We start from the raw sequence: 12247 nt of genomic DNA on the forward strand, positions 1-12247 counted from the left end.
GCTTCAAGAGCTGGGCAGAATCGCAGCTGCCTGCCGGCGCACCGCCGCCGGACACGGCGACGGCCCCCGCCAACCCGCAAACCGGCCAGCCGGCCACCCCCATCCTGCTGCTGCCCGCCATGGCCACCGAAGCGGCCGATGGCAAGAAAATCGGTTGCCGGAACACCAATTACTCCGAGCTGTCGCGCTTCTGGGAGCTGCAGCGCGGCACGGACTGCGACACCTTCGGCCTGCGCGGCTACCGGCCCATCAGCCTGATGTGGTCGGGCTCGGACAGCGTCAACAACCAGCCATCCTCGCCGGCGGCCGGCCACACGGTGACCACGCCCTTCAACTACCGGCGCAACGAGACCAAGCTCCAGATATCGGTACGCACAAAAATCGCCAAGGGCCTGCTGGCCTCGGGCAGCGGTGACGATGCCGGCAGCGATTCGCTGTGGCTGGGCTACACCCAGCAAAGTTACTGGCAGCTCTTCAACGGCGCGGTTTCGCGCCCCTTCCGCGCCACCGACCACGAGCCCGAGCTGATCTACATCTACCCGCACCAGATCGACCTGCCCGGCGGCTGGAAATACCGCCTGAGCGGCCTGGCCCTGAACCACCAGTCGAACGGGCAGAGCCTGCCGCTCTCGCGCAGCTGGAACCGGGTCTACCTGATGGGCGCCGCCGAAAAGGAACTGGGCGGCGACAGCCGGCTCGAACTCCAGGGGCGCGTCTGGCAGCGCCTGAAGGAGTCCTCAGGCAACGACGACAACCCCGACATCGCCGACTTCATTGGCCGGGCCGAGCTGACCGGCTTCTGGCAGATCAACCGCGTGCACAGCCTGGGCCTGACCCTGCGCCACTCCCTGCGCTCCGAGGCACGCGGCTCGGCCCGGCTGGAATGGATGAAGACCTCCACCTCGATTGCCGACAGCGCCAGCCTGCGTTACCACGTCCAGCTGTTCAGCGGCTACGGCGACAGCCTGATCGACTACAACCGCCGCCGCAACGTGCTCAGCGTGGGCCTGAGCCTGGTCGGCTGGTAACCGGCTGACACGTGGGCGGGAAGCCGCCCTGCAAGCCCGCTGAGGGGCCTGGCTCATACTGGGCGCGTGCGGCCAACCCTGGTTTCACCTGCCTGAAGTGACTCCATGAACCGGTGCCACCCCTGCAAGACCCGATGAATGACGGCCTGAATTTCACGCTGGGTTTCGTCGTGGTCGGCGTCCTGCTCATCGTCATGACGATGAGCAGCTCCTTCATTTCCCGCCTGCCGCTGAGTGCGGCCATGTTGTACCTGGCGGTGGGCGTGGGCATAGGCCCGGCGGGGCTGGGCCTGCTGGTGCTGGACCCGATCAGCGACGCCGGCGTGCTCGAACGCCTGACCGAAATTGCCTTGCTGATCTCGCTGTTTACCGCGGGCCTGAAGCTGGAGTTGCCGCTGAACGACAGGCGCTGGCGTATTCCGGTGCAACTGGCCTCGGTCTCCATGGTGTTGACGGTGGCCGCGGTGACGGCGCTGGGCATCTGGGGGATGGGCCTGCCGCTGGGGGCCGCCGTGCTGCTGGGCGCGATTCTGGCGCCGACCGACCCGGTGCTGGCCTCTGACGTGCAGGTCTCCGATCCGGGTGACCGGGACCGCCTGCGCTTCGGGCTGACTGGCGAAGGCGGGCTGAACGACGGCACCGCGTTTCCTTTTGTGATGCTGGGCCTGGGCCTGCTGTCGCTGCACGGCCTGGGCACCGGTGGCTGGCGCTGGTGGGCTGTCGACGTGCTGTGGGCGGTCACCGGCGGTGTGGCCATCGGCTATCTGCTGGGCACGCTGACCGGCCGGGCCATCCTCTACCTGCGGACCCATCACCGCGAGGCCCTGGGAACGGACGAGTTCATGGCGCTGGGGCTGATTGCCCTGGCGTATGGGTTGGCCGTCCTGTGCCATGCCTACGGCTTTCTGGCGGTCTTTGCCGCAGGGCTGGCGCTGCGCCGGATCGGCGACCTGCCGGCGCCTGCCCACACGACGGCGGACGACCAGGCCGCAGCAGCCGAGGCGCCGGCCCACATGATGCACGCCGTGGGGCGTTTCAATGCCCAGCTCGAACGGTTTGCGGAAGTCGGCGTGGTCCTGGTGGTGGGCTCACTGCTCTGGGTGGTCGCTTTCCGCACGGAGGTGTTGTGGTTCATCCCGGCCCTGTTTCTGGTCATCCGCCCGCTGGCGGTCTATCTGGGCCTGTACGGCACGCGGGTCGAGCGGCCCCAGCGCCGACTGATCGCCTGGTTCGGCATCCGCGGTATCGGGTCCATCTATTACCTGATGTATGCCATCACGCACGACCTCGAGCCGGCGCTGGCCGGCCGGCTGCTGTCGATCACGCTGGCGGTGGTGGTGGCATCCGTGGTGGCGCACGGGGTGTCGGTCACGCCCCTGATGCAGCGTTATGAACGGCGCAAACCGGACAAGCACAAGCCGGCCGGGCCTTCAGACCCGCCGGCCTGAGCCGGCGTAGCGGTGCACAGGTATGCCGCGATTGCTACAGTTTCAATAGCTGCTTGCGCCCACCAGAAAAGGGCTGGCGGCCTTTTTTATCATTCGATACGCTGTGGGAGCGCTGCCCTGCTCGCTGCCGAAAATTCCGGCAGGGCCACACCCATCCGTTGCGCCGCGGCGAGGGCCGCCGGCTTCACAGGACGGGGTGGCAAGGGAGGAGCTGCCCGTGCCGGCAAAGGTGCAGCCGGACGGGGCGGCAGGGGCGGCGGCACCACACGCCCGCCCGAACGCAGCAAGGTGGGCGGCGGCGGGTTGTCGCTGCCAAAACCCACAATGCGCGAGCGGTCCACCTGCGGCAGCGGCGTCTTCGAGCTGTCCGTGGTGACCATGTCGATCATGCCGTCCGTCACATGCTGCTTGAGGTTGCTGGCTTTTTCGCTGGTGCTCATTTTTTCCCAGGCAGCCAGCTTGATGCCCTTGTGGTTTTGCATGCCTTCAATTTCAAACCGGGAACTCCGGACAAACTGGCCGGCCTTGGCGATCACGGGTTTGACAGCGGCGACCAGGCGGTCTGCATCCACCACAAAGTTGGGCGTGCCGAAGTCGGCGACAGCCATGTTGATGAGGGTGCTGTGATCCTGCACGGCCACGTAGTAGCAGCCCAGCAGCGGGCAGCTGCGGAACAGGCTCAGGTCCAGCGTGCCCTGGGTGAGCAACCGGTTGGCCATTTGCACCTCTTCACAATCCCGCACAAACTCGACAATGTGCTGGATCGCCTTGGCAATGGTTTCGGCAAGTCCGATCGCCGGGCCGCTGGCCGCGCCCAGGTCCAGCGCGCTGCACAGGGTCTTGGCAGTGAAGGCGGCACCCGCAATCGCGGTGGTTGCGATGGTGGAGTTGATCTCCCGATCAATCAGCACCTCGAGCGCCTGGAAAGCGGCCAGCGGGTCGCCCGCCGCAATGGCATAGGTGCCGACTTCATGCATTTGCGCGGCCTTCCACTTGCCGTACACGATCTTGCCCACACCCACCGCCGTGTCGCTCGCCGATGCAATGATGCCCAGCGCAGGAGCCATGCTCTTGGCAAAGTCGGCGACGCTTCCCAGACCCAGCTCGCGCATGATCATGGCGGGGTCCAGGGCGCCGCAAACCGCCTTGACCATCTCGTCGAACTTTTGCGTGATGGCCGTTCCGGCCACGGCATTGACTCCCTGCGCGGTCCGGGTGCCGGACCGGGTCACGTTGATGTCGCGGATATTGGCGGCTGCGCCCTGCGTTTTGGAGAGCAGGGTCTTGATTTCGCTCGCGTGTTTTTTCTTGTTGAAACTTTTGAGGCTCAGCTCTTTGCCGGCGAACATCTCCTTCAGGGCGTGCTGCTGCAGCGTCACCATTTCGCGCATCGCCAGCAGGTCGGCCTCGGTAAGCCGTCGCTGGTCCACGTTGTTGACGGCCCGGTGCAGGTTGGTCAAGGCGCCTTTCTTGTTGCGCACACTCTTGGTCCAGTCCTTGCCGCGGCGGCTGTGGTCGAACCGGTAGTCATCCAATGCCTGCTTGATTCTCAGCCGCGACTCCTCCGACTTGTCGCTGTCGTAGATGAATATCGCGAGGTCGACCGCCTTGAGTTTTTCACTGCGCGCGTCAGACCACGAGTAGGTGTCCCGCATCCATGTTTCATGCCAAGGAATTGTTGCCATATGTCCGGTTTCCCCTTCTGGCCGCCCCGGTTCAAAACCATCCCGCCATGGGATGCTTCACCGAACGACTGAAATTTATCCAGGCTGAGCGCGGCGCGGCTCAACCAGGGACGTTTTATACAAATCGCATCCCTACCTGCCAGCGCAGGCTCCCTGCGCCCGATTCACTTTATTCGCGCGACTCCTTGATGCCGAGCAGCGAAAAGTACCGTGCAATATCACCCTCTTCGCGCACCACTTCCTGCATCAGGTCAGCCAGCGACATCCGCCCCCAAGAGACGGCTCGCTTGACCAGGTAAGGGGTTGGACTGTGCGGCTCGGTTTTTTCCAGAAAAGCTGCGACCGCCTCGAGCATGCGGTAGGCATCCTCGCGGCTTGAAATGGAGCCGGAACGCAGCAGCGCTTCGTGCGCAGCGGGAACGGCGTCGGTGTTCGGAGTTGCAGCAGCCATGATGTCGTCCTGGTTGAGGGGGGGAGGTATTCCTTCGTCCTGAGCCGGCGGCGCTGCCGTTTGCGGCCGCGGGTCGCGCCCGTCGATCAGGCTGTCCGCGGCCCGCCCAAGGCGCCGCAACATTTCGCCGACACGCGCCACACTGGGCGGATTGGCGCTCATTCTTTCGTCGAGCAATCCTGTCAGGGCATCCCATTTCCCGATGGCAGCCTGAACCTGCTCCCTGATGGCTATCAGGGACAGCAGGTTGCTCCCGCTGGCGGCGGCGCTCAGCTCGTCGCGCGTCTGCACATTGGCGCCTGACGATTTTTTCGCATCACCCTTTTGATGATCAGTAATCAGGGCCTGGTCCCAATCTGCCAGACTGACCGCTGAAGGCATGCGGTCAGGCAGCTGGAGCAGGGTGATATGCAGCTTCAGGACCAGCGGCATGTTTTCATTGATCCAGATAAACGGTGCAGCGCGGGCGTCGTCGTCACCGTCTTCGATCAGCGGATGGGCCGTGTCCCAGAAACGTTCGACCAGCCCCGTCAGCAGGTCCACCGAAGCATTGAAGCCTTCAAGCTGATGCTGGCGTGTCCAGGACTCGCACAGCCAGGCGGCCACCTGGAAATCCTTGGACCGGCTGCCCAGCAGCTCGATGCACCTGGCCGAGACGGCCTTCCAGTCGGCTTTTTTGAGGGGCCGCTCCCACTCGCCCATGGGCAGGCTGGGATCGTCTTCCTCACGGGCCTGCCGGATGCCGAGGTAAAGCGGGTCATACCGCATGGACGGCCCGGCCGGGTCTGCCCCGGAAACAGGTGCCAGCAGGGCTTCGATATCAGGCTGAAAGCCTGCAGATGAATGGTGGGCCATGTGTCTTACTGCCCGCCAAATTCGGGGGCCCGGGTCGGAAACACGCCCGGCCAGAATACCGGGGTGCGCTTGCCGACCGGAGACAGGGCCAGCCGCAGGTAGACCCTGGCGCGAACCTCCTGGGGAGCCGTCCTCGGGTTATCCGGCGTGAAGCTGAGCGGGAACTCCATGCGCAGCAGTTGCGTGCGGCCATCGGCCCGGCCCGCTGCATCGGGCTCGCGCTGGCGCTGGATCATGCGCACCAGGGACCAGGCATCCGTGAACCGGTAAGAAACCGTTTTTCCATCGGCAGACATGTGGGGTTGCTGGGGATCATTGACGGCGTTCACCGGAGAGTCTTTGGCAAGCCGCAAGGTCAGGGTGATCGGCGTACCCGGCTCCCAACGCAGCGGACGCGGTGCATCACGCAGCTTGAGTGTTTGCGAGCCAACCTCCAGGGTCCAGTCGATCACCTTGCTGCCTTCGATTTCCGCCGACTGGTTGGTCCTGAATTCCACCGCCATGTCATAGCCCGCGACCGCTCCTTCTTCCACCGGGTACAGCGGGGCCATGAAGGCCCTGACACGGTCGAACTGATCGGCAAAGCGCCGGGCTGGCTGCCCGGGAGAACTGCGGCTTGCGGCAGATGTTTCCTTCAGGGTGCGGGACAGGCGCTCCGAGTTTTTCAGGATCTGGCCAACGTCATCGAAGTCCGCATCCGGCGCATCCTTGGCGCCAGGCACTGCAAAGGGTTGGCGACCCGCCAGCAGGCGGTTGAAATTGCCTGAGAAAACCGCCCACTGCTCCTGCTGCTCGCCGAAACGCAATTCATTGCAGCGCTTGAGCAGGGCACTGTAGACCTGCAGGTGTTTTTCGGCGAAATAATCGGCCGGCCTTCCGCCCGGCGCCTTGCCGGCCAGTTTTTCAGAGCAGTTCGCCCTGTCGAGGTCGGTTCCGGTGGTGACAAGGAACTGCTCATAGACGACCAGGCTGCTGTTCGGGTTTTTCAGGCGGTAACGTTCCAGCTCCCGGTTGATGGCCTGCCAGCGCCGCGCCAGCTGCGACTCGGCCGCCGCACTGTCGAGCGAGGCCAGATAGATTTCAGATTGCCGGCCCAGTGTTTCCGCACGGCTGAACTGCAGCGCCAGGGTCTGCAGCAGGCTGGGGCCGTCCGGCACACCGAAGGCCTGCAGCAGCGGACCACGGTCACCCAGCCAATAGCTGAAGTCCCGGCCCCGGATGGCATACAGGTCGGACTGGGTCAGGCTGTCATCGACCTGCCGCAGGCGCGCCACGGCATCCTGCGAAATCAGGCTGCGCAAATTGTCCGCCTTGCCTTTGGCGCCAAGTTCCGTGAGCAGTCCCTGGACCTTGACCAGGCGGCTTCGCGATGCATCGAACGCCATGGCATCGGCCACCGCACCGGGATCGGTCCTGCTGCTGATCGACAGGGCTTCAACCGCATGGTCGCCGACCAGGCGTGCAAACTGGAAGTTGACGAAGGCCGCAACGCTGTGGCGGGTTGCAGGCGGGAACTTGACCAGGCTTTCGCCCATGAAGCGCTTGTGCGCTTCACTGAGCGCCAGGGCCTGGTCCAGCCTGGTGCTGTCCCATACCAAAATGCTCTGCGCCACGATCTCGGGAATCTCGCGGTCGCTGGGCGGTGTCATGAAAGGCTGCGCCAGCAGCGCTGTGAGTGCATCGCGCAGGGCGAGCCTGTCGGCGGACAGCGCAAAACGCGCGTCTTTTTCCTGCCAGACAACACCGGCCTGCCCTTCGGCTCCGAGGAGTGCTTCAAACTCGGCCCTGAATTTCTGGAATTCGGTGACAGCATGCTGGCGCACCTGATCCGAAGCTTCCGGCCCGAGCAGGCGCCTGGACTGGGTGATACGCATCAGGGCAGCGTCATAGGCTGAACCCAGGTTCAGGCCGGGCAGTCTCATCCAGCCGCCTTTGCCGGTGGCCAGCAAACCCTCCTGCTCCTTGATCCCTCTCAGGATTTCCTTGTAGCCGCCCACGGTCTGGGTGTAGCCGCCGATACGTGCATCGGTGGCGAACAGCCGCGCACCCTGCGCCGTGAGCTGCCGTTCGGAGACCAGCAGGTCGTTGTTGACGAACAGGCGCCTGTCCAGGGCATTCATTCCCCTGTCCAGCGAACAGCGCACCGCCTGCTGGATATGCATCACGCTGATGGCAGCCGGCGAGATGCTCCCGGGAATATCGCTGCCCCTGAAGAAGCGGATGCTCTGCGACATGTTGCCCGGCAATTCGGCGCCCAGGGTGTACTTGACCAGCAACCTGAGGTCGTTGGCCTCGTTCTGGTTGGGCTTTTGCAGGCGAACCATGGCCACAATCGCCTGGTCTAGCCGCTCGACGGCTGTCAGGTATTGCAACATGGCAGAGAACTCCGGCAAGTCCTCGACCGCCAGGCTGAACTTGTGCGGCGTACCTGCAATCGCGGCGAATCCTGTGGGTGCGGCGCACTCGCCACCAATGATGAGTTCCGAGGTACTGGCATCCTGGGATACGCCGGTCAGGTCGGCAGCCCGCGCATACAGTTCGCGCCGCAGGGTGTTGATGGCAATTTCGCCGAACTCGCGCTCTATGCGCGCGGCCACACGTTCATCCAGGTTGTCGAAAACCTCCCACGAGCCGGGCATGAAAAACGTCCAGGCCTTGTCGGTTCCGAGCTTCTCGATGGCGGCAAGCAGGGAAAGCGTTTTCACCCGGTACCAGTCCGAGGCGATAGGTTCGCCACGCTCGCTGGCCCGGGCTCGGTAGTTGGCGTCGGTCTCGATTTGCGACAGGGCCCTGGCCAGTTCAGGGTTGCGTTTGCTCAGTTGCACCGTGGCCACCAGCAGACCCACACTCCAGCCCCCCAGCACCACCAGCGCAGCCCAGCGCGCGGCGCGGCTCAGCACCGGCCGCGTCAACTGCTGGCGGGACGGCCTGGCCACGCCGTACTCCATGAAGATTTTTTTCTCGAAAAGATCCCGCAGGAAAGCCGGTTCGCGCATCAGCTGCGACACCAGGTCGGCCTGCTCTTCCCGGGGTTCACCATTCAGCGCCGCTGTGACATCAAGTGCGCCGGCCTTTTGCGCCGATTCGCTGCTGTCGCCGGTCAGGTAAATGCCGCGAAAGAAAAACGGCTCATGGTAGGCACTGGGCCGCATGAGTTCGTCCACATAAACCTGCAGTTGCGCCCGAACCGCATCGATCCGGGACGGAAGCAGGAAAAATTTGCCTGTTTCCGCACTGACCGAATCGAGCGCAAAGAGTTCAGCCGAAGTATCGGACACCGTTTTCACAACGCTGTCGAGCGCCTCGGCAACCCAGCCGTCCTGGTAGGTGGTGGACAAATCGTAAGGCGATGACCAGCCGAGAATGCCAGCGCGCATGGGCTCGGGCAGGGCTCTTGCGAAAGGGGAGAAACCTTCGATCTGGTCGCACCCGGAGACCACCACGTAAACGGCAAACCGCATGGCAAAGCGGTTTTGCGCCAGCCAGAGCCGGCGGTGCGCGAGCCGGGCCAGCTTGCCGAGCTCCAGCAGGGCATCGGGATTGTTGTCCAGCAGCAAGGCAGCCGGCACAGTGATGACCACGGAGTCAAAGGGCCGCTGGGGACGGTATTTGCGGCACAGGCCGAGGAACTCGTCCCACGGCTTTTCCGTGGCATCTTCATCGTCGGGGGAGCCCAGGTAGGCGCCCTGCATGTCAATGACAATGCCCTTGTCAAAGAAGTGCCAGGCGATGCCCTGGGTTGCGGCGGTGGAAGCGGCCTCGGAGCTGAGCGCACTGGCCACGCCCGACTGTTCAATGGGCAACTGCCGGTTGTCCAGGCCTTCATTGAGTACCAGCACCCAGGGAATGCTGTAGCGCTCGCTCCGGGAAGCAATATTGCCCTCGATCAGTTCAACCGCCTGCCGGAATGAATTGCGAAGCGAGTCAAACCTGAGCTTGACGATCTTGGGATCGCTGCCAGGCTTGGCGGCCGAGCGGCGCACGGCGAAATACAGCACCAGGCCGAGAACAACCAGCACCAGGACGATCAGGACGCCCAGAGACGCCAGGAACAGGTTGTCTTTCAGCATTGCCGGCCTCCCGGACGCATTGGAGAAAGCGCGTTCATTGGCTGCCTCCCGTCCCTGCCGTGCTGCCGGTCTGCAGGACCTGGCGCACCGGCCAGGACTGCCACAGCCACAACATTTCAGAGATGGCCAGCAATCCGACAACGCCGAGGAGGAACACCACTGTCCAGCGACTCAAGGTCTGCATCTTCTTCGGCGCAATATGCGACAGCGTGCTGGCATAGGCGCGGTCGGACAGGACACGGTCCCGGCCGGAGAGATCGGGCCTGCGCTGATAGACAAACTGGAACAGCTCTTCCCGATAACCTGCAAAACGATCCGTGTCGGCCGCTCCTCGGTATTTGCCCTGGAAGCCCAGCGCGAGCGCCGAGAGGTAAAGGCTTGCGATAGGGCGCAAGGACGGTTCGCGGCTGGACAGCAGTTCTTCTATGCGTTCGAAAATCCGCTCGCCGGCAATACTGGTTCTGAAAAGCGAAGCCTCCAGCAAATGGGTGGTCCAGCAGTCGCGGCCTATCCAGGCCGTGTTGAGCAGGATTTCATCGGCCAGCGCGGCCTTGAGGTACCGCGCATCGGCAATGCTCTCGAGTTCAAACCGGTTGCCCTCACGCTTGGACTCCAGTGTCTGCAGCTCGATGAGGTTTTCCAGGTGTTTGCTGACATGCTGGGCCGCCAGGTCCGGGTCGGTTTCGCGCATCTCGATCGCGCGGGTCTGGGCCTTCGAAACTTCGTCGAAAAAAGAGCGAAACTGCGTGATCAGGTGGTTGTCGTCCTGTTTGTCTCGGGTTTGGCGTGCCATTGTTCGCTGCTTTCTGTTGGAGCGTCAGCCCTTGACGAAGAGAACCATTTCCTGCGGGCGTTGCGCAGACGCACTTTCCGTGGAGTTGCTGATGATCAGGGGCTCATTGGCCAGCGTCAGGGCGGCGCTGGCCTGAATGGAAAACAGCGTGTACCCCGAGCTGGCCCGCACGCCGAGCTCCTGGGCTACTTCAATGTGCGACCGCATGGCACCGAGCACGCGTCGTTCCCTGAGCGATGCATAAGCCGACTGGGACCCGACAATGGCGCCGTTCATCCAGGCGATCAGGTCTTTTTCGGGCTGCCCGCGCAAGCCCACCACCAGCTGCTTGTCCACCCACTCGGGCAACAGGTTGATTTCAAACGCCCCGTGACGGTATTCGAACTTGTGCTCCCGGTACTCCTGGCTGATTTCCATCAGGGAGTCCTGCAGGGCCTCGAGCACCGGGTTGAGCACCGCCAGCGGGTCAGCGTGATCGTATGCGGGCGGTACGGGCGGCAAAGCACCGGGCTTGAGCATGCTCAGGGGCCCGAGCAGGGCGCACAGCGCCAGGTACAGGGGATAAGGGTGCAAATTCGGTGTGCGCAGGATGGCCTCGATTTGCGGTAAGCCGGTCATCAGGTTGCGCAGCCGCTCCCTTTGCTCCAGGTAGGCCAGCCTGTCCTCGGTTTTGGAGGACGGCACAGCCGTCTGCTTCGCCACAAAAGCCGCCTTGCCGCGCAATTGGCCGACGAAGGCAGACACCCGTTCCCACAAGGCGCCGTCTTTCGGCATTTCGATCAGCGCGGGCAGGGTCTCGCCCATCTTGATGAGTTCATTGTCCTTGAACACCGTGCCCAGCCGCAGCCAGGTATACATTCCCGAAGGCACATCGCCTGCAGCCAGGGAGAGGTTGGGCAGCAGCCGCGGGAGTTCCGCAGGCAATGCCTCCGACACCTCGTCTTCCACCTGGCCCATGGCGACCGAACGGAATCGCGAGGGCGAGCCTTTGTCGCGCATGCTTTTGGTCAGCGGCAGCACCACGTAGAAGTCCAGGGGAGCGTTGCCCAGCGCTTCGGCAAACGGGGCCAGTTTGAGTTCGAGCGCGCCATGCAGGGCGTTGTCTGCCGAAAAGCTGACCGAGGTGCCGTCCGGCATGATGGCTTCCAGCTGCTGGACCCTGACAATGCCGGCCGGCAACAAGCCCATGTCGATTTTCAGGCTGCGCACACCCCATGAAAAAGGGGCAGCCAGCAGCGTGTGCCAGGCCACCAGGGAGTCAAGCCGGGCCGATGTCTGCTGGAAATGCTGCGGCGACAGCAGCATGCCCTCATGCCACTGGATACGCTCCTCAACCGGGAAGGACTTAGTCATGGAGAACCTCCTCATGTGTCGTGACCCCTTCCGGGATGCGGAGCGTCTTGGCGTTTTTCTTCATGGGGCCTCCTCGGCTTATTCGGTCTTCAGGGCTGACACGGAAAAGGAACGCGCACCCAGCTGCACCAGTATTTCCCCCTGCATCTGGTCGACCCGTACGCGGTGCTCCCCGGTCGTCAGGTAGTCCGCAAAAAGCAGGACGCCAACGACGCGGGACGCCCCGAAGGCGTCGGCGGGAAGTTTGAGGGTCTGCCCGGGCGCGATCTCCATGCTGCGGTAGCTCAGCCCTTCGGGAAAGGTCTTGGCCAGGTCGGCGCGGGATGAGAACCATTTGGACGCCGGCAATGTCGACACCATGCCCAGCGTCGCCTCGTCCCGAAGCAGCACCACATCCAGCGCAACCGGGGTATTCAGGTTGGCACCCTCGCTCGCGATGACAGTCATCCCGTTCCAGTCCAGGCGGCTTCCTTTCGCCGTGAAGAACCCGGCGACACTGCTGATGGTGCCGCAGGCCGACAAGCTCCCCAGGACAAGACTGATCAGGCAAATTTTTAGGAATTT

At 63.6% G+C, this 12247-nt stretch carries 8 protein-coding genes; 2 read left to right on the forward strand and 6 right to left on the reverse strand.

Going from position 1 to position 12247, the window contains the following annotated elements:
• Together WA904_RS13725 and WA904_RS13730 are read left to right on the forward strand one after the other, a co-directional pair.
• On the forward strand, window positions 1–1028 hold a 1028-nt coding region (locus WA904_RS13725), incomplete at its 5' end, for a phospholipase A (RefSeq protein ID WP_425197682.1).
• Between the two features lie 134 nt (window positions 1029–1162).
• Window positions 1163–2476, forward strand: a complete 1314-nt coding sequence (locus tag WA904_RS13730; protein ID WP_425197683.1) for a cation:proton antiporter — start codon at window positions 1163–1165, stop codon at window positions 2474–2476.
• A gap of 89 nt (window positions 2477–2565) precedes the next feature.
• Here the strand turns inward: WA904_RS13730 and WA904_RS13735 are convergent, their stop codons facing one another.
• The 6 genes from WA904_RS13735 to WA904_RS13760 all read right to left on the reverse strand — a co-directional run bounded on the left by WA904_RS13735 (window position 2566) and on the right by WA904_RS13760 (window position 12130).
• The gene (locus WA904_RS13735; protein WP_425197684.1) at window positions 2566–4131 is read right to left on the reverse strand and encodes a hypothetical protein; all 1566 of its coding nucleotides are present in this window, start codon (window positions 4129–4131) and stop codon (window positions 2566–2568) included.
• A gap of 199 nt (window positions 4132–4330) precedes the next feature.
• Window positions 4331–5467 (reverse strand): type VI secretion system protein TssA, encoded by a 1137-nt coding sequence (gene tssA / locus WA904_RS13740; protein WP_425197685.1) that lies wholly within the window; start codon window positions 5465–5467, stop codon window positions 4331–4333.
• Between the two features lie 5 nt (window positions 5468–5472).
• A complete protein-coding gene (locus WA904_RS13745) occupies window positions 5473–9537 on the reverse strand; it encodes a type VI secretion system protein (protein WP_425197686.1) in 4065 nt (1354 codons plus the stop codon).
• A gap of 34 nt (window positions 9538–9571) precedes the next feature.
• Window positions 9572–10330, reverse strand: coding sequence for a DotU family type IV/VI secretion system protein (locus tag WA904_RS13750; protein WP_425197687.1), 759 nt, complete (start codon window positions 10328–10330; stop codon window positions 9572–9574).
• 24 nt (window positions 10331–10354) lie between these two features.
• The gene (gene tssK, locus WA904_RS13755; RefSeq protein ID WP_425197688.1) at window positions 10355–11683 is read right to left on the reverse strand and encodes a type VI secretion system baseplate subunit TssK; all 1329 of its coding nucleotides are present in this window, start codon (window positions 11681–11683) and stop codon (window positions 10355–10357) included.
• 78 nt (window positions 11684–11761) lie between these two features.
• A complete protein-coding gene (locus WA904_RS13760) occupies window positions 11762–12130 on the reverse strand; it encodes a hypothetical protein (protein ID WP_425197689.1) in 369 nt (122 codons plus the stop codon).
• Between the last annotated feature and the right edge of the window lie 117 nt (window positions 12131–12247).

Origin of the sequence: Polaromonas sp. (assembly GCF_049790275.1) — a bacterium.
GTDB lineage: Bacteria > Pseudomonadota > Gammaproteobacteria > Burkholderiales > Burkholderiaceae_C > Polaromonas.